This is a genomic window from Saccharopolyspora mangrovi (genome assembly GCF_035320975.1).
GTDB classification, from domain to species: Bacteria; Actinomycetota; Actinomycetes; order Mycobacteriales; family Pseudonocardiaceae; genus Saccharopolyspora; species Saccharopolyspora mangrovi.
Map to the genome: position 1 here is coordinate 41615 of NZ_JAWLNX010000025.1, position 22968 is coordinate 64582.

The window sequence follows — 22968 nt, forward strand, 5'->3', positions numbered from 1 at the left end:
CCGCCGGCGGCCCGCCCCCCCCGTGCCGGGCGCTTGCCCCCGCGGCGCCCGCCCCCCCCCCCGCCCCCCCCCCCCTTCTCGCTTTCGGCGGTCTTCGAGGGAAGTTAAGAACCGCCGCCAGGACTCGGCGGGGAAGGCGAGGACGCCGGTGTCCGGGCTCTTGGAGTCCCTGACAGCGATGTCCTCGTCGAGGAACGCGACCTCGACGCAGGCCGAACCTTCGCCGACGCTATGACTGCTCTTGCGCCACTGGGCATTCGTGAGATCCATGCTCGGCCTCCGCTAGCTCTCGGATCTGCGCGAGCGAGTCCGCGCAACTCAACGCCGTAGCCCGCAAGCGATCAAAGGTCAGCGTAGCCCGCTGGACGCTCACGGGATTTTCGATGTGCGTCGAGCCAGCAGCATGCTCGAGGTAGAGCACGTCGGGGTCTTCCGGGTCCGGATAGCTGAGCAGCACGAAGGAACCCTCCAGGCCGAGGGGCGCGCCGGAAGCGGTCGGCAGCACCCGGATCGTGACGGTGTCCAGCGCGGCGAGTTCGACCAGGTGCCGAAGCTGGCGTCGCACGACATCGACTCCGCCGAATGGCCTCCGCAGCACGGATTCCTCGATGATCGCCTCGTACGTCATGTCGCCGAGGCGTTCCTTTCTCCGCATCCGCGCCTCCGTGACCGCCGAAACCCGGTCAGGTGCCACCGAGCGGACGAACAGCGCTCTCGCGTATTCGGAGGTCTGGCACATGCCCGGGATCACCCCGAGTTGCCACTCGCGGACGTAATAGCCACGATTACCAATGCCGTACGCGTGCCACCAGGGCTTGGCCTTCGCCGACCTGGCCAGGTCGACCAGCCCCGGGTCGTAGGCGTCGTAGAGGTCCATCATCGAGCGCACCTCATGCACGGAGGTGGCGACCTCGCCGGTCTCCTTGCGGCTGAGGGCACTCGTCGACATGTCCAGCGAAGCGGCGGCCTGCTCCTGGTTGAGCCCGGCGTCCTCCCGCAACCGCCGTATCCGCCGCGCGAGACGGCGCCGCCGGAACGTGGGGCTGCTGCGCACGAATTCCGTGATCGCAGCGGGAACCCAGGACCGGGATTCCCGATTGCGGTGATCCCAACGGGGAATCCCGCCCGGACCATCAACGCGATGACACCGAGGATCTTCGGCTTGGCCGAGAAGAACGTCGACGGAACGCCGGACCCCGACCACGTGCGGCTGTGGGGGATGGAGCTGGCGAGCAGGGCGGTCCTGTACTGGCGGGAGGGCGGAAGGAACCAGCTCGCGGTCTGCGCCAGCGCGGAGCAGGCCGACGAGAGCTTCGGCCGGATCTTCGACCTGGCGCTCTACTTCCCCGAGCCCTGAAAAGCGATCGAGGGCGTTCCCCACCTGCGGGAACGCCCTCGATCGATCGCTGAGGAGGTCAGCTGCCCATCTCCTCCAGGGAGCGGCCGTTGGTCTCCTTCAGGTACTTGACCACGAACACCACCGACAGCGCCGCGAACGCCGCGTAGATGAAGTACGTGACCGGCAGGTTCCAGTCCCGCATGCTCGGGAAGCTCACCGTCACCAGCCAGTTCGCGATCCAGTTGGTCGCGGTGCCCAGCGCCAGCGCGGCCGCGCGGATGCGAGCTGGGAACATCTCGCCCAGCAGCACCCACATCACCACGCCCCACGAGGCGGCGAAGAACAGCACGAACGCGCTCGCCGAGATCAGCGCGACGACGCCCCACTGCGCCGGCAGGATGGCGTCCTCGCCGACGACCTGCGCGAAGCTGAACGCCCAGCCGGTCACGGCCAGCGACACCGTCATGCCCACCGAACCGATCACCAGCAGCGGCTTGCGGCCGATCTTGTCGACCAGCGCGATCGCCACGAACGTGCCGATGATGTTCACGATCGAGGTGAACAGGCTCAGCAGCAGCGAGCTCTCCTCGTTGATGCCGACCGAGTGCCACAGCGACGACGAGTAGTAGAAGATCACGTTGATGCCGACGAACTGCTGCAACGCGGCGATGGCCATGCCGACCCACACGATCGGCAGCACGCCGAACTTGCCGCGCAGGTCGCTCAGCTTCGGCTTCTGCTCGCCGCCCAGCGCGTCCTTGATCTCGGTGATCTTGGCGTCCACGTCACCGGGCTCGATCTTGTTCAGCACGTCCCGCGCCCGGTCGACCTTGCCCGCGGCCACCAGGTAGCGCGGCGACTCCGGGATCGCCGAGGCGACCACGAGGTAGACCACGGCCGGGATCGCGGCGACGCCCAGCATCCACTGCCAGGCCTGGATCGGCCCCAGCATCCCGGACGCGCTGCCGCCCGCGAACGCCGCCAGGGCGTAGTTGACCAGCTGCGACACGGCGATGCCGAGCACGATCGCCAGCTGCTGCAACGAGGCGAGCCTGCCCCGGTACTCAGCGGGTGCCACCTCGGCGATGTAGGCCGGGGCGATCACCGAGGCGATGCCGATGGCGACACCGCCGACCACGCGCCAGATCGCCAGGTCCCAGATCGCGAAGGGAACGGCCGAGCCGATGGCGCTGATGATGAACAGCACGGCGGCCAGCTGCATGACCCGGATCCGGCCGATCCGGTCGGCCAGGCCACCAGCGATGCCGGCGCCGACCGCCGAACCCAGCAGCGCCGACGAGACGGTCAGGCCCGTCATGGCCGAGCCGACGCCGAAGTGCTCCTGGATCGCGTCCACACCGCCGTTGATGACGGAGGTGTCGTAGCCGAACAAGAAGCCGCCGAGAGCCGCAGCCCCGGCGATCATCACCACGTGCCCGAGCTTGGCGGTTCCGCCCGGGGCACGCGACTGCAATGCGGACATCGAATCTCCCGCTTGCCCACACGCCGATCCGCCCCGTTGCGGGATCGTTCCAGAGCGCCGGGCGGAGGGGATCCTAAGTTCTGAACCCCGCACTTGCCTTGCTCGATTCAGGGTGATTTGTTTCACGCGGAACGAAACCCGCAGGCAACGGCGTTTACCTGGCAAAACGTCACATTCACTGGGAATGCGAAGGGTCATCGACCGCTTCCGCACGGCATCCGGCGCGACCCGGAGCGCACGAAGGCGCACGACTACCCGCAGTGCGCGCGGGGGCTCAGCGGCGGGTGTCGGTGACCTTGAAGTTGAGGTAGGCGCGGGAGGGCGTCGGACCGCGCTGCCCCTGGTAGCGAGAACCGGCTTCCTTCGACCCGTACGGGAAGTCCGCCGGGCTGGTCAGGCGCAGCAGGCAGAGCTGCCCGATCTTCATCCCGGGCCACAGGGTGATCGGCAGGTTCGCCACGTTCGACAGCTCCAGCGTGATGTGCCCGCTGAAACCGGGGTCGATGAAACCGGCCGTGGAGTGCGTCAGCAGACCCAGCCGGCCCAGCGAGGACTTGCCCTCCAGCCGGCTGGCGAGATCATCGGGGAGCTTCACGGACTCGAAGGTCGACCCCAGCACGAACTCGCCCGGGTGCAGCACGAACGGCTCGTCCTCCTGGTTCTCCACCAGGGAAGTCAGCTCGTCCTGCTGCTTCGACGGATCGATGTGGGTGTACCGGGTGTTGTCGAAGACCCGGAAGTAGCGGTCCAGCCGCACGTCGATGCTCGACGGCTGGATCATCGACGGGTCGAACGGATCCAGTTCGAGACGTCCCTCGTCCAGCTCTTTACGCAGGTCCCGATCACTCAGCAGCACGCCACAAGGGTATCGGGAGCCAATGTCGATCTTGCTCGCCCACCGTGCTAATCTACGCACCGTCGAACGGCGACGACCGTTGCGACGAATGCGGATGTAGTTCAATGGTAGAACATCAGCTTCCCAAGCTGAGAACGCGGGTTCGATTCCCGTCATCCGCTCTCAGCGCAAAGGCCCAGGTCAGGAGCACGATCCGCTCCGCCTGGGCCTTCGTCGTGTCCGAGGTCTTCAGCGCCAACGCTCAGCGCAGTGCCAGCCGCATGACGACCCGGGGATGACCGGCCAGCACCGAGGTGGTGTCAGCCGCGTGCGTGAACCCAGCGCGCTCGAAGTTCTTCCGAAGCCCGGCGTAGGCCATCGTCGTGTCCACCCGAGCCTCCCCGCTGTCCAGGGGGTACGCCTCGATCGCCGGCGCATCGTGGGAACGGGCGAACTCGACGGCCCCGGCGATCAGGGCGTGCGAGATCCCCCGCTTCCGATGACCGGGGCGGACCCGGACGCACCACAGCGACCAGACCGGCAGGTCGTCGACGTGCGGGATCTTCCGGTTGCGGGCGAAGGAGGTCTCCGAGCGCGGTGCTACCGCGGCCCAGCCCACCGGCTCGTCGCCGTCGTAGGCGATGACCCCCGGCGGGGGTTTGCGGTGGCACAGCTCGCGGACGTACTCACCACGTGCGGGTCCGCGAAGTTCGTTGTTGAGCTTGGACGGGACCCGGTAGCTCAGGCACCAGCAGACGTTGGCGGTGGGAGACTTCGGGCCGACCAGAGCCCGCACGTCGTCGAAAGACGATGCCGGGAGAACCTCGAAGGCCATGCCACCAGAATGTCATGCGTCCACAGCAGCATGTCCAAGCTGAAGAAGCCGCCACCGCCGCGACACCGGCCCGCGATCCGGATGCCGAACCCGAACGGTAGAACCGCCCGTGCAGCAGGGCCAACGAATTTCGGTCCAGCCCGCTCGGGTTTTCCCACCTCCCGACGACACCGGCTGCCTAGACTCGCCGCATGGCGGAGACGCACGACTACAGCGTTGCGATCGAGTGGACCGGCAACCTCGGCACGGGCACAGACAGCTACCGCACGTTCAGCCGCGCGCACGAGATCCTCGCGCAGGGCAAGGACCCGATCGCGGCTTCCGCGGACCCGGCCTTCCGGGGCGATCCGTCTCGGTGGAACCCGGAAGAACTGCTGGTCGCCACGGTCGCCCAGTGCCACATGCTCTGGTTCCTCCACCTGTGCGCGAACGCCGGCGTGACCGTCATCGACTACGAGGACGACGCCCGCGGCGTCATGACGATGGACGAGCGCGGCGGAGGCGGCCAGCTGACCGAGGTGACGCTCCGCCCGCGCGTGACCGTCACCGAGCAGTCGATGATCGACCAGGCCAACGCCCTGCACGCCAAGATCCACGAGGTCTGCTTCATCGCCCGCTCGGTGAACTTCCCGATCCGCCACGAACCCGAGGCCCGCACCCTCTGAGCAACCCCTGCGGATGCGGCCCTACGGAGACGACGGGGCCTTCTCGGTCAGGGCGATCATGGGCAGTGCTGTGCCGGTGTCGGTGATGGGAGTGCCGAGGGTGCGTTCGAAGACCGGGCGCAGCTTGGCCCACGCGCGCGGGTTCCTGGCGGCGTAGCGCTGGAGGGTCTCTGCCGCTTCGGCGGGCGCGAGCCTCCTGGCCGTCACCGGGATCCGCATCCGCGCGCCGATGGAGACGTGCGCGTCCGGGTGGGCGTCGAGGTTGCGCAGCCACTGGGTCCGCTCGCCGAAGCCGGCGGCCACGACGTAGCCGGAGGCCGTGCGGTCCACGAGTTCCAGCACCACGTACCTGGGCTGTCGAGACTTGCGGCCTAGGTGTTCCAGCATGAGCAGGCGTTTCCCGAACACCCACCCCAGGCGCGCGCGGAACAGCCAGATGGGCGCGCGAACGAGCCACCGGGTGCGGAGCAGCCGCTCGGCCAGGCGGGCGTCCGTCATCGAGGACCTCCTGCGGTCTGCGATCACCACCAGCACAGCACACTTCCGGCCCGGGCGTTTCGAAGGCGCGGAAATCCGGTGGACGCGGCTGAGAAGATGTCCGGGTTCTGACACTTCCAGGTGCTTGGGGGAATGGTGGATCCGCGGGACGTCGACGCGAGCCGGTTCGCCGGGGAGGCCTTGGCCAAGGGCGAGCCGACCGGGTGGTTCGAGCCGCTCTACGCCGCTGCTTCGGGTGGTGCGGCCGTGGTGCCGTGGGATTTGGAGGCGCCGCACGGCTTGCTGCCCGAGTGGGGTCGCGGCGTCGACGGCTCCGGTCGGTCTGCGCTGGTGGTCGGCTGCGGGTACGGGCGGGACGCCGAGTTCACCGCCTCGCTGGGATTCCGGACCACGGCGTTCGACATCTCCGAGACCGCGATCCGCGACGCCCGGCAGCGCCACGCCGGTTCCGACGTCGAGTACGTGACCGCCGACCTGCTCGATCCGCCCACCGAGTGGGTCGGCGGGTTCGACCTCGTGCTGGAGTCGATCACCGTGCAGTCGATGCCGCTGTCGCTGCGCGCCGAAGCGACCGAGCGGGTCGCGGGCCTGGTCGCACCGGGCGGGCAATTGCTGGTGATCTCCGGGATCCGGCCCGAGGGCGCCGAGGTGGACGGGCCGCCGTGGCCGCTGACCCGCGGCGAGATCGACGCCTTCGCCACCGGCGGCCTGCGGCCGGTGCGGATCGAGTCGTTGCCACTCCCGGCGAACCCGGAGATGCACTCCTGGCGGGCAACCTTCACTCGATAGTGGACAGCTGGGCGGATCGCCGCGCGCCGTCCCGCTTTCGGCCACTTCGTCGGGGCTAACTTGCCCGAGTACTCGACATGAGGAGTGATCGCATGGCGTGGGCACAACTGGTCGCCATCTGCGGGGCCGGCTTCATCATCCTCGGCAGCGGCCTGGCGGTCTGGACACGGCGCCACCACAGCTGACCGCTGCTCGGCGGACTCCCACGCGAGCCCGCCGAGCAGGGTTCTCAGAGGTCGAAGACGACCCCGGTCTTGACCTGCATCGTGCAGCTGTTGGAGAAGGTCTGGGTGTAGCTGACGTCCTTGCCGCGCCACTTGCCCTCGATCTTGGCCGTGACCGGCTGGTACTCCATCGTGCAGGCCTTCGACAGGTTCGCCTGCATCGCGGTGAAGTCGCCGTTGACCTTCTCCAGCTCCTCGCACGCCTTCGCGGCGTGCTGGTGCGTGCCACCGGCCGGGTGGCACTTGAGCTCACCGAACTTGTTCGCGGTGAGGACCTTGCTCTCGACCGTCAGGCGCATCGCGCTGTCGGGGGGCGCTGCGGTGGCAACGCCCGGGACGACGGCAGTTCCGGCGATGAGCGCCGACGCCAGGAGCACTCGGCGAGTCAGTTTCGCAAACACCGTTCCTCAACTCTCCTGTTGCAGGATGTCGGTACAGCTGGGGACTGAGCACGAGAGAACCGCTGCGCGACAACGGTTCCTCGCGAGCGTTCGGTCCGGTGGACGGATCATCCACACTGGATGCGCTTCACGCTACTGCACTACCCGACGTAGCCTCGTTTCACCCAAGCAAGCGACGTCGCAGGGAACTTGACGCACCAGTAGTAATCACGTCCACTGAGGACATCTCTCTTCTCCTGAATTTCAGCCGAATTCACGAAACCCGATTTCCGCTGAGATCGGGACGCGGATTTCCATTGAAATCCGATCACCCACCACCCGCAACTCCAGTCGGCAGCGGCCTGGAACGTCGTGGTGGCCGACTAACCTCCGCCCGGTGACCGACTACGCCCGCACCGCGGCCTCCTACGACCTCATCGCCACCGACTACGCCGAGCACTTCGCCACCGAGATCGACTCGAAACCGCTGGACCGGTCGATGCTCACCACCTTCGCCGAACTCACCTCCGGACCCGTGGCCGATGTCGGCTGCGGCACCGGCAACGCGACCGCGATCCTGCACCGGCTGGGCGTGGACGTGTTCGGCGTGGACATCTCCGCCGCGATGCTCGACGAGGCCCGCGCGCGGCTCCCGGAGGTCACGTTCGTCCAGTCCTCGATGACCACCCTCGACCTGCCCGAGGAATCCCTGGGCGGCATCGTCTCCTGGTACTCGATCATCCACACCTCCCCCGAGGACCTGCCCGGCGCGTTCACCGAGTTCGCCCGCGTCCTAGCCCCGGGCGGCCACCTGCTGCTGGCCTTCCAGACCGGCGGCGACACCCTCCACCTCGCCGAGGCCTTCGACCGCCGGATCGACCTCGAATTCCTCCGATCCGACCCGGCCGACATCGCCGACCTCGTCACCCGCGCAGGCCTAGCACCCCACGCCACCCTCGTCCGCCAACCCGAGGGCGAGCGCACACCCCAAGCCTTCGTCCTCGCCCACAAGCCCCGCTGAAGCCGTCGCGCCTCCGGCGGTGCCGTTGTCGGTCGGTGGTGCCAGGCTGACGGCATGGACGCCAAGGAATTCGACTGGAACCAGGCCCTGCGCGAGCAGTGGGAGTGGCACTGGAACAACCAGATCCGCTCCCGCCTCGAAGGCCTCAGCGATGACGAGTACTTCTGGTCTCCGGTGCCGGACGCCTGGAACGTCCGGCCGCGCGGCACCTCGAACGCCCAGATCCAGGCCGGCGCCGGGAACTTCACGATCGACTACGGCTTCCCCACCCCCGACCCGGCGCCGTTCACCACGATCGCCTGGCGCCTCGGGCACGTGATCGTCGGCGTCCTCGCCGCGCGCAGCGCCGCGCACTTCGGCGCACCCGAAGCGACCTACGAGTCGTGGGAGTACGCCGGCGACGCCGCCACCGCCCTCGACCAGCTCGAAACCCAGCTGGACGTCTGGCTGACCGGAGTGCGCGGCCTCAGCGAAGCCCAGCTCCGCGAGCCCGTCGGTGAGAAGGAGCCCTACCCGAACGCCCCGATGGCGGAACTCGTCCTGCACATCCACCGCGAGCTGATCCACCACATCTCCGAGGTCTGCCTCATCCGCGACCTGTACGCGCACAGCGAGCGGTAGGAGTTCCCCTCACCGGGTCCGTGCTGCTTCAATCACGTGGTGACCTCCCAGCAGCACGTCGTGTCCAGCGACCGCGAGATCGCCGCCAGCGCGGAGCGCATCTTCGAGCTCATCGCCGACCCCGCGCAGCAGCCGCGGTGGGACGGCAACGACAACCTCCGGGAAGCCCCGGCAGGCCAGCGCATGCGCGCCACCGGCGAGGTGTTCACGATGACGCTCACCCGCGGCAGCGTCCGGGAGAACCGGATCGTGGAGTTCGAAGAGGGCCGGCGCATCGCCTGGCTCCCGTCCGAACCGGGCCAGCAGCCGCCCGGCCACCTCTGGCGCTGGGAGCTCGAACCCGTCGGCGACGGGCGCACCCAGGTCACCCACACCTACGACTGGACCAACCTCACCGACGAGAAGCGCTTGGACCGCGCCCGCGCCACCACCGCGGAAAACCTCAGCGCCTCCCTCGACCGACTCGCCGAACTCGCCGAACAGCAAGGCTGATCAGAGCTCGGCAAATTTCGCACGCAGAACCACCGTTCGAGAACAGCGGTGGCGGCTGAACGACTCGCGATAACATCAGCGCGCAGACCGCTCCGGTCGAGCTGGGCTCCCGGATTCCGCAGTCATGCGATCACTCATCTCCCCACATCGCTCCGCGGGTACGACCCGTCGCGCTGTCCGCACGATTGAAGGAGGTAGGCCGCTGTGCCCGGATATGTCCTGACCGGGGCTCCTGGGGCTGGGAAGACCGCTCTGCTGCGCCTGTTGGAGGTCGAGGGCCATGACGTCGTCGAGGAGGCGGCGACGGACGTCATCGCGCTCGAACAGGCCTTGGGCAACGACGAGCCGTGGACCGAGGAGGCCTTCATCGACAAGGTGCTCCTGCTCCAGCAGCAGCGCGCCGCTCGCGTCACCTCGGGCTCCGCGTTCTTCGACCGCTCACCGGTGTGCACTCTCGCGCTGAGCCGGTACCTCGGCTTCGCGCCGCCTCGACGGCTCCTCGACGAGGTCGAGCGCGTCGCCTCCGGAAGCACCTACGCGACGACGGTGTTCCTCGTCCGCAACCAAGGGTTCCTCACACCCACCGAGGCCAGGCAGATCGACCTGCAGGAATCGCTCGTCTTCGAGCGAGTTCACGAGGAGGTGTACCGCGAGCTCGGGTTCGACGTCGTCGACGTCCCCGCAGCTCCGCTGCACGAACGCGCGTCCCTGATCGAGCGCGCCGTCGCCGGGGGCTGAGCTACTCCTGGGCCATGTCGACGAAACGGCTGTAGTGGAGCTGGTGGGCGACCGTGATGGTGGCCGTGGGGCCGGCACGGTGCTTGGCGATCATCAGGTCCGCCTCGCCCATGCGCGGGTCGTCCCGTTCGAAGGCGTCGGGGCGGTGGATCAGGATGACCATGTCCGCGTCCTGCTCCAGCGAGTTGTGCATGGCGATGCCGTCAGCGATGAAGTTGTGGGTGCCGTCGACCGTGGCGTCGTAGACGGGTTGTTCGCCGATGCTGGTGACCTCGGCGATCTCGTCCCAGTAGACGTCGTTCGTGGCGAGCATCTCCAGGTCGGCGTCCTCCAGCACGGTCGCGGCCCGGGCGAGGCGGGTTCGGCTGGGCGCGTGCTTCCACATCGTTGAGCCGCAGAACTGCGTGTCCATCCGCTTGGCGAAATCACGATGCGTCATGGAGCGGGTGACCAGCAGTTTGCGAACGCGGTCCCAGACCTCCTTCGGCACCGTGTCGCGGTTCGTGTTAGCCACGATCTCGCGGAGATGCCCGGCAACCTCGACGGCACCTTGGCCGCGAGCACCGTGCACCCCCGCCTCGTCGAGGAACTTGAGCTGGTTCTCCACCCCGTAGACCAGCACGTGGTAGCAGTCGCGGTAGCCGCTCTTCGTCGTCGGCTTGATGCGCGCCATCACGCCGATCCGCAGCAGCAGACGAGCCAAGTCGTCGGCGAGACGACGGCTCGTCGTCGCGTAGTAGATCCGGCCCTGGCTTGCTACATCGTCCCAGCGGACCGATCCGTCGGTCGCCCAGATGTGGCGGAGGAACAGTGCGATCTGGTCCTTCGGCATGCCGAAGACCTGCTTCGGGATGAACTTCTCGTAGCTGCGCAGCCCGAACAGACCCAGCTCGTCGAGCCATGCGGCAATCGGGTTCCGCTTGCCGTGCGTGAGGCGGTAAGGAGCCGGGAGGCGAAGCGTCGAGACCTTCGCCGTCGCGTAATCGTCGCGCTCCGCCGTGACGCCGAAGTGCTCAGCGGCCTCGGTGACAGCGGCCAGGTTGGCCTCGTCGGTGCTGGCGTAGCGAATCGGTTGGCGCGCGACCATCGAGCCGTCACCAATCATGTGCGCCAGCAGCACGATCTCCGCTTCCGGAAGCGACTTCGTCCTTTGCGCGTCAGGCAGGTGCCGGGGCACCGCCACGCGGGAGCCTTCGGTCAGCTCTCCCAACGGCATCCACCCGTCCAACGTGAGCATGGGGTGGTTCGCCGTCGCCTCGACTTCCAGACCCGAGGCGAGACGGACCTTGAACACTTCCTTGGTGCCACTGGAGAAGACGTTCGTGACGGGCTTGGCCACCAGGCGCATGCGCTCGTCTAGCGACCACACGACCGGACGCTCACCGGTGCGCATCAATTCTCCGAAGGAGACCTCGGCGCCGGTGTCGGCACGCAACAGTCGGGTGTTGGCAGTGAGACAACCCGACTCGCGCAGGTCCGACAGCTGCGGCTTCTTGTCCGTCCGCTGCTCCGGGCCACGGTTGAGCTGGGAGATCGCGACCAGCGGGACTTCGAGCTCCTTGGCCAGCAGCTTGAGGTTTCGGGAGAACTCCGAGACCTCCTGCTGACGGGACTCGACGCGCTTGCCCGAGGTCATCAGCTGCATGTAGTCCACGACGATGAGCTGGATGTCGTGCCGCTGCTTGAGGCGCCGGGCCTTGGCGCGGATCTCCATCATCGTCAGGTTCGGCGAGTCGTCGACGAACAGCGGCGCTTCGCTGATCTCGCTCATCCGCCGGGCCAGCCGCGTCCAGTCGTCGTCGGTCATGCGACCACCGCGCATGTCGCCCAGGCGGATCCGCGCCTCGGCGGAGAGCATGCGCATCACGATCTCGGTGCGCCCCATCTCCAGCGAGAAGATGACGCTCGCCAAACCGTGCTTCACCGACGCTGACCTGGCGAAGTCCAGTCCCAGGGTGGAGTTGTGCGTCGGGATCATCGACTGCGTGGCGAGGTAGAGGTGATCGGAGGAATCGACCTCGACGCACCGAACGGGCACGCTGTCGACGGGCCTGACAGCTGTGAACTTCAGGTCAGCACGATGCGCCACGATGACAGGAACAACCGAGATCAGCTTCTCGGTCGTGAGGACCGCGCCGTCGTCCAACCGCCACTGGTGGTTGGCGTCGGCGATGACCTTCGTGCCGTCGGAGAACTCGACCTCGTAACACGGGCGGTCGTGCATGACCTCGGTGGCAGCGACGACCTCGGTGGGCTTACCGTCCGCGCCGAGGAGGTGATCACCGACCTCGACCTCGCCCATCGTGGTCCAGCCACTGGGCGTGGGCAGTGGCGTGTCCAGGGCAAGCGCCTTACCAACACCGGGCCGCGCCGCGACGATGATCATCTGGCCTGCGTGGAGGCCGTTGGTGAGGGCGTCGAGGTCGGCGAAGCCGGTGGGGATGCCCTGGGACTCGCCGCCACGGGACGCGATCGCGTCGATCTCGTCCATCGTGGGCTGGAGGAGCTCCTCCAGGGCGTGGTAGTCCTCGCTGGCCTTGCGCTCGGTGACGTCGTAGATCGACGCCTGGGCGCGGTCCACGACCTCCTCGATCGCGGCGCCCTCCGAACCGTGGTAGCCCAGCTGCACGATGCGGGTGCCCGCCTCGACGAGGCGGCGCAGGATCGCCTTCTCGGAGACGATCTCGGCGTAGTAGCCGGCGTTCGCCGCGGTGGGGACCGTGGCGATCAAGGTGTGCAGGTACGGGGCGCCGCCGACCTTGGCCAGCTCCTGGCGGCGCTCCAGCTCGGCCGAGACCGTGATCGCGTCGGCCGGTTCACCGCGGCCGTAGAGGTCCAGGACGCAGTCGTAGATCGCCTGGTGCGCGGGTCGGTAGAAGTCGTTCGGGCTCAGCGCCTCGACGACGTCGGCGATCGCGTCCTTGCTCAGCATCATGCCGCCGAGCACGGACTGCTCGGCCGCCAGGTCCTGCGGGGGCTGGCGCTCGAACGTGCTGGCGCCGCCGGGTGCACCTCCACCGCTGTCAGTGAAGTACGGGTCGTCTTCCCGCTCGTCGGGAACCGTCACCGGAACCCGTCACCTCCTCCGGCCAGCAGCCTGTCGTCCGCGCACACCACGGCGACCTGATCCTGCGCATGCTCCAGCCACGGTACCGAGAACGGACCGTAGGCAGGGGAGCACGCGCGCGAAGCTAGATCGCCCGCATAGAGCAGGCAACTCAAGTTGTGGACAAATCTCGGGACAACCTGTGGATAGGTTGAAACGAGCTGGGGATAACTTCGGACAGCGCTCCGCGCCACTGGGGACAACTTGGGGACAAGTAGCCTTGATCGACTAAAAACCCCAGTTCAGAGCCTGTGCGCAGGCTGTGGAAGAAATCCGTGGAAAACTCCCGGCGTGTCGCCCTCGTCGGCGTGTCGCGATCAACAACGGTGGGTGATCCACGAGAGATCGTCGTGACCGCCAGTGCACGGCCGGAAGACGGCATCGTCCACCCCGTCACACGAATGCCGGAGTGGACGATGCCGCTTGAAGAATCCGGTACTACCGGGTCACTGCTCGCCGGTGACCTGGACGTTGACGTTGGCCGTCACGTCCGGGTGCAGCTGCACGTCGACGACGTGCTTGCCCAGCGACTTGATGTGGCCGCGCAGCGAGACCGAACGCTTGTCGAGGTTCGGGCCACCGGCCTTGCGGACCGCGGCGACGACGTCGCCGCTGGTGATCGAGCCGAACAGCTTGCCCTGCGACGAGACCTTGGCGGTCAGCGTGACCGCGTCCAGGTTCTGCAGCTGCTGCTTGAGCTCGTGGGCGTGCTCCAGGTTCCGCACCCGGCGGTTCTCCTGGACGCGACGGATCGTCTCGACCTGCTTCTGCGCACCCTTGGTGGCCACGATGGCCAGGTTGCGGGGCAGCAGGTAGTTCCGCGCGTAACCGTCCTTGACCTCGACGATGTCGCCGGACTCGCCGAGGCCGGACACGTCAGCGGTGAGGATGATCTTCATGACGTGACTCCTTTCCCAGATCAGCGAGCGGTCGAGGTGTAGGGCAGCAGAGCCATCTCACGCGCGTTCTTCACCGCGATGGCGACGTCGCGCTGGTGCTGGCTGCAGTTGCCGGTCACCCGGCGGGCACGGATCTTGCCGCGGTCGGAGATGTACTTCCGCAGCAGAGTCGTGTCCTTGTAGTCGATCAGCGTGGCCTTGTCCTTGCAGAACACGCAGACCTTCTTCTTCGGCTTGCGCACAGGCGCCTTGGCCATTGGTCTTCCTCCTGAACGAAAAACTTCCTAAGCGTTAGCTGCGGCGGCCGTCAGAACGGCGGCTCGTCGCTGAAGCCGCCGCCGGACCCCGCCGGCGGGGCCGAACCCCACGGGTCGTCGGCCGGCGGACCGGCCGGGGCGCTGCCGCCACCGAACCCGCCGCCGCCACCACGGCTGACCTTGTTGACCTTGGCGGTGGCGTAGCGCAGGGCGGGCCCGATGTCGTCGACCTCGAGCTCGACGACCGTGCGCTTCTCGCCTTCCTTGGTCTCGAAGGACCGCTGGCGCAACCGACCCTGCGCGATCACCCGCATGCCCCGGGTCAGCGACTCGGCCACGTTCTCCGCGGCCTGCCGCCAGATGTTGCAGCGCAGGAACAGCGCCTCGCCGTCCTTCCACTCACCGCTCTGGCGGTCGAAGGTCCGGGGCGTGGACGCGATCGTGAAGTTCGCGACCGCGGCGCCGGACGGAGTGAAGCGCAGCTCCGGGTCGGCGGTCAGGTTCCCGACCACCGTGATTACCGTTTCACCAGCCATGACCTGGGGACTCCAGTCTGGTCGTTAGCGGGTACGGGCCTGGTCAGGCAGACGCCTTGGCGGCACGGGCCTTGGCGGCGCGCGCGACCTTGCGGGGCTCAACGATCTTCCGCTGGACCTTGGTCCGCAGGATCGACTCGTTGAGGTTCAGCTGACGGTCCAGCTCCTTGACGGTGGCCGGCTCAGCGTTGATGTCCAGGACGACGTAGATGCCCTCGGAGTTCTTGTTGATCTCGAAGGACAGCCGACGACGGCCCCAGACGTCGACCTTCTCGACGGTCCCGCCGTCGTTGCGGACGACGTTGAGGAAGTTCTCCAGGGACGGAGCGACGGTGCGCTCGTCCAGGCTCGGGTCCAGGATGACCATGAGCTCATAGTGACGCATGAAGACCATTCACCTCCTGTGGACTCACGGCCACGGACTTTCCGTGGCAGGAGGGTCGTTCGCGTCAACGAACTGAACAAAGGTAGCAAGGAGCTCTGACGCTGCTGCGATTGGCCCGCTATGCGGTCCCGGTCACGTCAGGCGGCGAAGCCGCTTTCTCTTCACCCCACCCCAGCAACTGGCACCGCTGTGCCTTCCCCTGCCGGGGATTTCTGACACGTCTTCTGGGGAGGACAGCCGCAGCGCCGTGCACTGGCATACATCAGTCGCGGATCCCGGAGCCAGAAGGCGTGTCAGGTTCCGCTACCCGCACCGCCGAGCAGAACGACCACGAAATCCCTGGTCAGTGGCGGCGGAGGACCCAGGCTCGGACCAGGGCTGCTGTGACGACGGCGAGGGAGATCGCGGCGATGAGGACCGGGAGGGCGACTCGCTCGGACACCTCGGTGGGCAGGGCTTCGGCCTGGCCGGCCGCGCGGATCTCGTCCTGCTCCTCCTGGGCGCGCTGCCGCTCCTGAGCCTGTCGTGCCAGGTCACCGACGTTGGGAGCCATGCCGGGGACCTGCCCGTAGCGGGCCTGGGCCCAGGGCAGCGAGGCACCGCGCAGGCTCGGCGGCAGCATGCTGACCGCGGCCGGGGCGCCGTTGGCGGTGGGCGTGGTCGTCGGGACCGGGCCCGTCGACGGGGCCGACGTGGGCGGGGCGACCGGTGCCGGCGCCGGGGTGCTCGACTCCGGCGGCGGTTCCTCGGACGACGGCGGCGGGGCCGGTTCCTCGGAGGACGGCGGCGGAGGTTGCTCCTCCTCCGGCTCCGGGGTGTTGACGGTGACCGAGTTGCCGAGGCTGACCAGGTTGGTGAAGTGGAAGCGGACGGCCTCCACCTTGTCCTCCGGCAGCCCGAGGCTGCTCAGGCGCGGTGTCGCGGCCTGGGCGATCTCGCGGCCGGAGAAGGAGTTGGTGCCGGGCTCGGCGGTGCCCAGCGGGATGGGACTGCCCGCGACGAACTCCTCGGAGGCCTGGCTGGCGGGGCCGAAGGCGAGCGGCATCGCGAGCAGCACGGCCTGGTTGAGCTTGAAGTCCAGGGTCTTGGGCAGCACGGAGATCGGCTGCCCGGCCTCACCGGAGACGATGGCGATGGGCTTGTCGATGACCAGCGGCTCGGCGGCGCCGGCCGTGCCCATCCCGAGGCAGCTGCCGGCCAGGATCGCCAGACCTGCGGCACCGGCGGAGGCGGTGCGGCGGAGCGCGCCCGGTTTGATCAGCGGGTTGGGGTTTCCCCTGGCACCCATGATGGCTCGCCTCCTCGCGCACGGCTCCCGATCGACAGACACTGTCTCAAAGCTCCTAACGCGGGAGTACCGCCTTTGGTTGCGGGAATCCGGCAAATCCGTTGATGTTCCACTTCGTGGAACCGCCGGGTTCCCCAGCCCGGTCGGCCGGGACGAATACACTGCGTGCCATGCGTATCGGCGCTCATGTTCGCGATGACGATCCGCTGACCGCTGCCGCTGAGCGCGGCGCGGAGGTGGTGCAGTTCTTCCTGTCCGACCCGCAGGGGTGGAAGGCGCCGAAGCCGCACCCGCAGGCTGAGCAGCTGCGGGACAGCGACGTTGCCGTTTTCATCCACGCACCTTATGTGATCAACGTTGCCTCGTTGAACAACAGGATCCGGATTCCTTCGCGGAAGTCGGTCGCGCAGCAGGCCAAGGCCGCGGCCGCGGTGGGTGCGCAGGGGCTGATCGTGCACGGCGGTCACGTGACCAAGGACGACGATCCCACCGAGGGCGTCGCGAACTGGCGCAAGCTGTTCGAGCGGCAGGCCGACGAGGGCGGTTTCGAGGTGCCGATCCTGATCGAGAACACCGCGGGCGGTGCGAACGCGATGGCCCGGCGGTTCGACGCGCTGGCCCGGCTGTGGGACGCGGTGGGCGAGTTCGGCGCGGGGTTCTGCCTGGACACCTGCCACGCGCACGCGGCGGGTGAGGAGCTGCTGGACGTGGTGGACCGGGTCAAGGCGATCACGGGCCGGATCGATCTGGTGCACCTCAACGACTCGCGCGACGAGTTCGGTTCGTCGAGGGACCGGCACGCCAACATCGGTTCCGGCAACATCGATCCCGAGCTGCTGGTGGGCGTGGTGTCGAAGGCAGGTGCGCCGGTGGTGGTCGAGACCCCGGACGAGGGGCAGGCCGCCGACATCGAGTTCCTTCGCTCGAAGTCGAGCTGAACTGCGGTTTCCCGGCTCGACCGGGTGAGAGGAGCCCGGTATCAGGGTCGCGCGCGGCTTGACGGTGTCGGCGTTGGCGGTGTTGTGCCTGCTGACGGCTGTGACGTTGGCGTTGGGGTACGCGAACAAGGCGCGGTGCACGGGTCCGGAGTTCAACGAGTGGGGCCGGTCGGGGCCGGACTACCAGACGCGGTCCTACCGGGACGTGTGCTATTCGGACATCCAGAACCTGTGGGTGGGCCGGGACATCGACCGGCACGTGTTCCCGTACGTGCACGGGGGCATCGATCCGGACGGTTCGCTGTGGGGCGGCGTCGTGGAGTACCCGGTGCTGACCGGGGTGCTGATCTGGGCGGGCGCGTTCTTCGTGGACACCGACGCGGGGTTCCTGCTGTCGTCAGCGCTGCTGATGGCGCCGTTCGGGTTGGCGGTGGCGTGGTGGCTGGGCCGGTTGAGCCGGTGGCGGGCGCTGCTGTGGGCGCTCGGTCCGCCGGTGGTGCTGTACGCGTTCCACAACTGGGACCTGCCGGTGGTGGCCAGCTCGGTGGCCGCGGTGTACGTGATGCACCGCTGGCGCGCGTCGCTGGCGCGGCGGTCGACGGTGGCCGCGGTGCTGCTGGGGCTGGGTTTCGCGTTGAAGCTCTACCCGGCGATCTTCGTGCTGCCGCTGATGCTGTACGTGTTCACCGAGGGCGGCCGGGACTGGCGGGGCGCGTGGCGGGTGGCCGGTTCTGCGGTGGCGACGGGCCTGCTGGTGAACGTCCCGTTCGCGCTGGCGGGTTTTCAGGGCTGGGCGGCGTCGTTCGAGTTCCAGTCGCGGCGCCAGGTGGACATCAGCACGAATTCGGTGTGGTACTGGGGTTTTCGGAACTGGACCGGCGACGAGGGTTTCCAGGACGCGATGGGCATCGTCTCGCCGGGATTGATGCTGGTGTCGTTCGCGCTGGCGTGCTGGATCGGCTGGTTGCGGTACGAGAAGACCGGAACGTACCCGTGGGTGCAGGTTTCGGCGGCGATGCTGTGCGGCTTCCTGCTGCTGCACAAGGTTCACTCGCCGCAGTACACGTTGTGGCTGCTGCCGTTCTTCGTGCTGGTGCACGTCCGCTGGGGCTGGATCGCGGCGTACCTGGTGGCGGATTTCGCGATGTGCACGGGGATCTTCCGCTGGCTGTACCTGAACAACCAGGGCGAGCCGAGCGGGATCCACGACGGTTTCACGGCCCAGGCGCTGATGATCGGCGTGTGGGGCCGGGCAGCCCTGCTGATCGGGCTGTTCGCGGCCTTCCTCGCCGCGCGCACGACCTTCGAGGACAGGGTGAACCCCGCACCCTCGAATTTCGCGCGAAGTTCGAGGGCCGAGGTCCCGGGTCGAACTTCGCGCGAAATCTGAATCCTCGGGACCGGGAGGACGAGCCGGAGCCCGCGGCGGGATGCCGCGGGCCCCGGTGTCGCGAGGGGTCCGGATCAGAAGGCGGACTCGTCGATCTCCATGAGGGAGTTGTCGGCGGCCTCGATGATCTTGCGGCGGCCGGTGAGCTCGGGCAGCACGTTCTTGGCGAAGAAGCGGGTGACCGCGACCTTGCCCTGGTAGAACGACTCGTCCTTGCCGGCACCGGCGTCGAGCGCGGCGAGCGCGATCTCGGCCTGCTGCAGCAGCTTCCAGCCGATGAGCAGGTCACCCACGGACATCAGGAACGAGACGGCGTGCTGGCCGACCTTGTAGATGTTCTTGATGTCCTCCTGCGCGGAGGTCAGGAACTCGAACAGCGTGCCGAGCTGGCCCTGGACGTCGCCGAGGGCGCGGGTGAGCAGTTCGCGCTCTTCCTTGAGCCGCTCGTCGGCGTTCGGGTTCTCCAGCGTCTTCTGGATCTCGGCCGCGACGTGGCCGATCGCCGCGCCCTGGTTGCGGACGATCTTGCGGAAGAAGAAGTCCTGGGCCTGGATCGCGGTGGTGCCCTCGTAGAGGCTGTCGATCTTGGCGTCGCGGATGTACTGCTCGATCGGGTAGTCCTGCAGGAAGCCGGAGCCGCCGAGGGTCTGCAGCGAGTGCGTGAGCATCTCGTAGGCCCGCTCGGAGCCGACGCCCTTGACGATCGGCAGCAGCAGGTCGTTGACGGCCTCGGCGAGGGTGACGTCGCTGCCGTCGTGCTTGCCCTGGGTGATCTGATCCTGGTAGTCCGCCGTGTAGAGGTAGATGGCGCGCAGGCCCTCGGCGTAGGCCTTCTGCAGCATCAGCGCGCGGCGCACGTCGGGGTGGTTGGTGGTGGTGACGCGCGGGGCGGTCTTGTCGGTGCTGCGGGTGAGGTCCGCGCCCTGCACGCGCTCCTTGGCGTAGTCCAGCGCGTTGAGGTAGCCGGTGGACAGGGTGGCGATGGCCTTGGTGCCGACCATCATCCGCGCGTACTCGATGACCTGGAACATCTGGGCGATGCCGTCGTGGACCTCGCCGAGCAGCCAGCCCTTGGCGGGGGTGCCGTGCTGGCCGAAGGTTACCTCGCAGGTGGCGGAGGCGTTGAGGCCCATCTTGTGCTCGACGTTGGTGACGAAGGCGCCGTTGCGCTCGCCGGGCTCACCGGTCTCGCCGTCGAAGTGGAACTTGGGCACCAGGAACAGGCTCAGGCCCTTGGTGCCGGGCTTGGCCTCGATGCCGGGGCCCTCGGGGCGGGCGAGCACCAGGTGCATGATGTTCTCGGTCATGTCCTGGTCGGCGGAGGTGATGAAGCGCTTCACGCCGTCGAGGTGCCAGGTGCCGTCCTCCTGCTGGACGGCCTTGGTGCGGCCGGCGCCGACGTCGGAGCCCGCGTCGGGCTCGGTGAGGACCATCGTGGCGCCCCAGCCGCGCTCGATCATGAGCTCGGCCCACTTCTTCTGCTCCTCGGTGCCGTTCTTCCAGAGGATCGTCGCGAAGTTGGGGCCCGCCATGTACATGTAGATCGGCGGGTTGGCGCCCAGGATCAGCTCAGCGGCGGACCAGGTGACGGTCGGGGGGATGCCGTAGCCGCCGAGCTCGTCCGGCAGGCCGAGCCGCCACCACTCACCGTCCATGACGGCCTGGTAGGACTTCTTGAACGACTCGGGCAGGGTCACCGCGTGGGTCGCCGGGTCGAAGTCCGCGCCCTTGCGGTCGCCCTCGACGAACGAGTCGGCGAGCGGGCCGGTGGCCAGGTCGTTGAGTTCGGAAAGCACGCCGCGAACGGTGTCCTGGTCGGACTGCTCGAAGGCGCCCTTGCCCAGTCGGTCCTGCACCTTGAGGACCTCGAAGAGGTTGAACTCGAGGTCTCGGACGTTGCTCTTGTAGTGGCCCATCGAAGGCTCCCTCTTGCGCGCTGCTGCGGGTGGGCCCGGCTACGAGCCCTTACTCGTCGGTAACAAGAGGGTATTACCTAGCGGTAACTTCTGTCGAGGCGACCTCTGCCACCCTCCCCTCGCACCCCGTCTGACCTGCGTTGGCATCCGCAAAAACCCGGTGCGGAGAAATTCGGGGGCGTTCTGTCACCCCTGCGGCCTACAGTGACCTGATCCGGACATCACTCTGGGGGTTGAGATGACCGCGGTACGTGCGGAGTCGCTGGTCAAGAGCTTCGGATCCACCCGCGCCCTGAACGGGATCGACCTCGAGGTGCCCAGCGGCACGGTCCTCGGCCTGCTGGGCCCCAACGGCGCGGGCAAGACGACCACCGTCCGCATCCTGACCACGCTGCTGCGCCCGGACTCGGGCCGCGCGTTCGTCGCCGGGCACGACGTGCTCGCCGACCCGCACGCGGTGCGCCGCTCGATCGGCCTGTCCGGGCAGTACGCGGCCGTCGACGAGAACCTCACCGGCTACGAGAACCTCTACATGGTCGGCCGGCTCTACGGCATGTCCCGCTCGAACGCCTCGTCACGAGCCAGGCAGCTCATCGACCGGTTCAAACTCGACGAGGCCGCCGACCGCCCTTCGAAGGGCTACTCCGGCGGCATGCGGCGACGGCTCGACCTGGCGGGTGCGCTGGTGGCCACGCCGACGGTGGTGATCCTCGACGAACCCACCACCGGGCTCGACCCACGCGGCCGCCTGGACACCTGGGAGGTCATCGGCGAACTCGTCGCCGACGGCACCACGGTGCTGCTGACCACCCAGTACCTGGAGGAAGCCGACCAGCTGGCCGACTCGATCGCGGTCATCGACCGCGGCCAGGTCATCGCCAGCGGCACCGCCGACCAGCTCAAGTCCCGCGTCGGCGGCGAACGCCTGGAGCTCGTCGCCGCCGACGCGGCGGACTTACCGGTGGTGGCGCGGGTGCTGCGCGAGGTCGGCGTGGCCGAACCGCAGGTGGAGGTCGCGCTGCGGCGGGTGACGGTGCCGGTCGAGGCGGGGCCGAAGGCGCTGATCGAGGCGTTGCGCCGGCTCGACGCCGACAACGTGGTGGTCAACGACGTCGGGCTGCACCGGCCGACGCTGGACGACGTGTTCCTGGGCCTGACCGGACGGCACGCCGAGGAGGAGCAGGCATGAACTCCCTGGCCGTGAGCATCCGCGACAGCAACGTCGTGGCGTGGCGGAACCTGATGAACATCAAGCGCAACCCGGATCTGCTGCTGGCCAGCACCGCGCAGCCGATCATGTTCGTGCTGATGTTCGCCTACGTCTTCGGCGGCAGCCTCGGCGGCGAGGCCTACCGGGAGTTCCTGATCGCCGGGATCTTCGTGCAGACCGTGGCCTTCAACAGCGCCTTCACGGTGATCGGCCTGGCCAACGACCTGCAGAAGGGCATGATGGACCGGTTCCGGTCGCTGCCGATGTCGCGGGTCGCCGTGCTGCTCGGACGCACCACCTCGGACCTGCTGGTCAGCGTGCTGACGGTGGTGATCATGTCGCTGTGCGGGCTGATCGTCGGCTGGCGGATCCGGGGCAGCGCGCTGGACGCGCTGCTGGCGTTCGGGCTCCTGCTGCTGTTCTCGTTCGCGATGTCGTGGGTGGGGGCGTTCATCGGGCTGGTGGCGCGCAGCGTCGAGGTCGCGCAGAGCGCGGGTCTGCTGTGGATGTTCCCGGTGACGTTCGTGTCCTCGGCCTTCGTCCCGGCCGAGTCGATGCCCGGTCCACTTCGGACCTTCGCGGAGTGGAACCCGATCACGGTGTACTCGGACGCGCTGCGGCAGCTGTACGGCAACCCGCTGCGCGTGACAGGCCCGCCGCCGGACAGCTGGCCGGCGCAGCACGCGGTGCTGTACTCGGTGGCGTCGGCGCTGGTGATCCTGGCGATCTTCATCCCGCTCGCGGTGGCCCGGTACCGCCGCGTCGCGAGCAGGTGACCCGCTTCGGTCCACAAGGGACTCCCGTAGGCGCCGGTGAAGGCGGCCTCGCTTGTCGGTGTGAACAGGAGCGGACTCGCGCAGTCGTTTCGCGTTTTCAGATCGTTCAGCCCGCAATATCTGCCCGTCTCCGACACACGTCATGGACCGCGAGGTGGGTGATGCGCCGAACGAACGTCAAATACGCCGCAGCAGTGATCGCTTGCACGTCGGCACTGCTCGCCGGGTGCGGCGGCGGCCCCGGCGGTGGGGCGGGCATGCCTTCAGGAGTTCCCGGTGTCCCGGGGCAGTCCGCCGGCCAGCCTGCTCCGCCGCCCGGTGCTGAAGGCCAGCCTCAGGGTGGCGAC

Annotated in this window: 25 protein-coding genes and 1 tRNA gene; 12 read left to right on the forward strand and 14 right to left on the reverse strand. The window is 68.1% G+C overall.

All coding sequences use genetic code 11. The annotated features are described in order from the left end of the window. Nucleotides 1-270, reverse strand: a 270-nt coding sequence (locus R4I43_RS27420; RefSeq protein ID WP_324268633.1) for a DUF397 domain-containing protein, incomplete at its 3' end; no start/stop codon positions are given. After that, the gene (locus tag R4I43_RS27425) at nt 230-1054 is read right to left on the reverse strand and encodes a helix-turn-helix domain-containing protein (protein ID WP_324268578.1); all 825 of its coding nucleotides are present in this window, start codon (nt 1052-1054) and stop codon (nt 230-232) included. The genes R4I43_RS27420 and R4I43_RS27425, both read right to left, overlap by 41 nt. 87 nt (nt 1055-1141) lie before the next feature. On the opposite strand from R4I43_RS27425, the gene R4I43_RS27430 reads away from it, so the two are divergent. After that, nucleotides 1142-1357: a hypothetical protein gene (locus R4I43_RS27430; protein WP_324268579.1), complete on the forward strand. Its 216-nt coding sequence runs from the start codon at nt 1142-1144 to the stop codon at nt 1355-1357. Between the two features lie 58 nt (nt 1358-1415). Here the strand turns inward: R4I43_RS27430 and R4I43_RS27435 are convergent, their stop codons facing one another. Next, a complete protein-coding gene (locus R4I43_RS27435) occupies nt 1416-2822 on the reverse strand; it encodes a sugar porter family MFS transporter (protein ID WP_324268580.1) in 1407 nt (468 codons plus the stop codon). A gap of 274 nt (nt 2823-3096) precedes the next feature. Then, nucleotides 3097-3678 carry a dCTP deaminase gene (gene dcd, locus R4I43_RS27440; RefSeq protein ID WP_324268581.1) on the reverse strand — a complete coding sequence of 194 codons (582 nt, stop codon included), beginning with the start codon at nt 3676-3678 and terminating at the stop codon, nt 3097-3099. A 90-nt stretch (nt 3679-3768) separates the two neighbouring features. On the opposite strand from dcd, the gene R4I43_RS27445 reads away from it, so the two are divergent. Further along, a tRNA-Gly gene (locus R4I43_RS27445) sits at nt 3769-3839 on the forward strand. Between the two features lie 80 nt (nt 3840-3919). Here the strand turns inward: R4I43_RS27445 and R4I43_RS27450 are convergent. Beyond that, complete coding sequence (locus tag R4I43_RS27450; RefSeq protein ID WP_324268582.1) at nt 3920-4492, reverse strand: GNAT family N-acetyltransferase; 573 nt, start codon at nt 4490-4492, stop codon at nt 3920-3922. Nucleotides 4493-4683: 191 nt separating this feature from the next. Here R4I43_RS27450 and R4I43_RS27455 point away from each other — a divergent pair, with 191 nt between their 5' ends. Beyond that, the gene (locus R4I43_RS27455; RefSeq protein WP_324268583.1) at nt 4684-5157 is read left to right on the forward strand and encodes an OsmC family protein; all 474 of its coding nucleotides are present in this window, start codon (nt 4684-4686) and stop codon (nt 5155-5157) included. Nucleotides 5158-5178: 21 nt separating this feature from the next. On the opposite strand, the gene R4I43_RS27460 is transcribed toward R4I43_RS27455, so the two are convergent. Further along, entirely contained in the window at nt 5179-5655 is a 477-nt protein-coding gene (locus R4I43_RS27460) for a nitroreductase family deazaflavin-dependent oxidoreductase (protein ID WP_324268584.1), read from the reverse strand. 132 nt (nt 5656-5787) lie between these two features. On the opposite strand from R4I43_RS27460, the gene R4I43_RS27465 reads away from it, so the two are divergent. After that, complete coding sequence (locus R4I43_RS27465; RefSeq protein WP_324268585.1) at nt 5788-6444, forward strand: class I SAM-dependent methyltransferase; 657 nt, start codon at nt 5788-5790, stop codon at nt 6442-6444. Nucleotides 6445-6673: 229 nt separating this feature from the next. On the opposite strand, the gene R4I43_RS27470 is transcribed toward R4I43_RS27465, so the two are convergent. Beyond that, on the reverse strand, nt 6674-7045 hold the full coding sequence (locus R4I43_RS27470; RefSeq protein ID WP_324268586.1) for an SSI family serine proteinase inhibitor: 372 nt from the start codon (nt 7043-7045) through the stop codon (nt 6674-6676). 400 nt (nt 7046-7445) lie between these two features. Here R4I43_RS27470 and R4I43_RS27475 point away from each other — a divergent pair, with 400 nt between their 5' ends. The 4 genes from R4I43_RS27475 (at nt 7446) to R4I43_RS27490 (ending at nt 9920) form a co-directional block, all read left to right on the forward strand. Beyond that, complete coding sequence (locus R4I43_RS27475; RefSeq protein WP_324268587.1) at nt 7446-8069, forward strand: class I SAM-dependent methyltransferase; 624 nt, start codon at nt 7446-7448, stop codon at nt 8067-8069. 54 nt (nt 8070-8123) lie between these two features. Beyond that, the gene (locus tag R4I43_RS27480) at nt 8124-8690 is read left to right on the forward strand and encodes a DinB family protein (protein ID WP_324268588.1); all 567 of its coding nucleotides are present in this window, start codon (nt 8124-8126) and stop codon (nt 8688-8690) included. A 39-nt stretch (nt 8691-8729) separates the two neighbouring features. After that, nucleotides 8730-9182 carry an SRPBCC family protein gene (locus tag R4I43_RS27485; RefSeq protein ID WP_324268589.1) on the forward strand — a complete coding sequence of 151 codons (453 nt, stop codon included), beginning with the start codon at nt 8730-8732 and terminating at the stop codon, nt 9180-9182. Nucleotides 9183-9386: 204 nt separating this feature from the next. Beyond that, nucleotides 9387-9920 carry an AAA family ATPase gene (locus R4I43_RS27490; RefSeq protein WP_324268590.1) on the forward strand — a complete coding sequence of 178 codons (534 nt, stop codon included), beginning with the start codon at nt 9387-9389 and terminating at the stop codon, nt 9918-9920. A 1-nt stretch (nt 9921) separates the two neighbouring features. On the opposite strand, the gene R4I43_RS27495 is transcribed toward R4I43_RS27490, so the two are convergent. From R4I43_RS27495 to R4I43_RS27520, 6 genes are all read right to left on the reverse strand, one after another. Next, on the reverse strand, nt 9922-12987 hold the full coding sequence (locus R4I43_RS27495; protein ID WP_456115136.1) for a replicative DNA helicase: 3066 nt from the start codon (nt 12985-12987) through the stop codon (nt 9922-9924). Between the two features lie 485 nt (nt 12988-13472). Then, the gene (gene rplI, locus R4I43_RS27500; RefSeq protein WP_132672016.1) at nt 13473-13925 is read right to left on the reverse strand and encodes a 50S ribosomal protein L9; all 453 of its coding nucleotides are present in this window, start codon (nt 13923-13925) and stop codon (nt 13473-13475) included. 20 nt (nt 13926-13945) lie between these two features. Continuing rightward, nucleotides 13946-14182 carry a 30S ribosomal protein S18 gene (rpsR, locus tag R4I43_RS27505; RefSeq protein WP_093419808.1) on the reverse strand — a complete coding sequence of 79 codons (237 nt, stop codon included), beginning with the start codon at nt 14180-14182 and terminating at the stop codon, nt 13946-13948. A 50-nt stretch (nt 14183-14232) separates the two neighbouring features. Further along, a complete protein-coding gene (locus R4I43_RS27510) occupies nt 14233-14718 on the reverse strand; it encodes a single-stranded DNA-binding protein (protein ID WP_281457526.1) in 486 nt (161 codons plus the stop codon). A 43-nt stretch (nt 14719-14761) separates the two neighbouring features. Beyond that, entirely contained in the window at nt 14762-15112 is a 351-nt protein-coding gene (gene rpsF, locus R4I43_RS27515; protein ID WP_456115137.1) for a 30S ribosomal protein S6, read from the reverse strand. Between the two features lie 334 nt (nt 15113-15446). Next, nucleotides 15447-16391 carry a hypothetical protein gene (locus R4I43_RS27520; protein WP_324268592.1) on the reverse strand — a complete coding sequence of 315 codons (945 nt, stop codon included), beginning with the start codon at nt 16389-16391 and terminating at the stop codon, nt 15447-15449. 170 nt (nt 16392-16561) lie between these two features. On the opposite strand from R4I43_RS27520, the gene R4I43_RS27525 reads away from it, so the two are divergent. Both R4I43_RS27525 and R4I43_RS27530 read left to right on the forward strand, forming a co-directional pair. Continuing rightward, entirely contained in the window at nt 16562-17329 is a 768-nt protein-coding gene (locus tag R4I43_RS27525; protein WP_324268635.1) for a deoxyribonuclease IV, read from the forward strand. 100 nt (nt 17330-17429) lie between these two features. Then, nucleotides 17430-18719, forward strand: a complete 1290-nt coding sequence (locus tag R4I43_RS27530) for a glycosyltransferase family 87 protein (RefSeq protein ID WP_324268593.1) — start codon at nt 17430-17432, stop codon at nt 18717-18719. 74 nt (nt 18720-18793) lie between these two features. Here R4I43_RS27530 and R4I43_RS27535 read toward each other — a convergent pair whose 3' ends face one another. Then, nucleotides 18794-20635 (reverse strand): acyl-CoA dehydrogenase, encoded by a 1842-nt coding sequence (locus R4I43_RS27535; protein ID WP_324268594.1) that lies wholly within the window; start codon nt 20633-20635, stop codon nt 18794-18796. A 238-nt stretch (nt 20636-20873) separates the two neighbouring features. On the opposite strand from R4I43_RS27535, the gene R4I43_RS27540 reads away from it, so the two are divergent. Continuing rightward, complete coding sequence (locus tag R4I43_RS27540; RefSeq protein WP_324268595.1) at nt 20874-21824, forward strand: ATP-binding cassette domain-containing protein; 951 nt, start codon at nt 20874-20876, stop codon at nt 21822-21824. Beyond that, a complete protein-coding gene (locus tag R4I43_RS27545; protein WP_324268596.1) occupies nt 21821-22621 on the forward strand; it encodes an ABC transporter permease in 801 nt (266 codons plus the stop codon). The genes R4I43_RS27540 and R4I43_RS27545 overlap by 4 nt, the downstream gene beginning before the upstream one ends. The last annotated feature ends 347 nt before the right edge of the window (nt 22622-22968 follow it).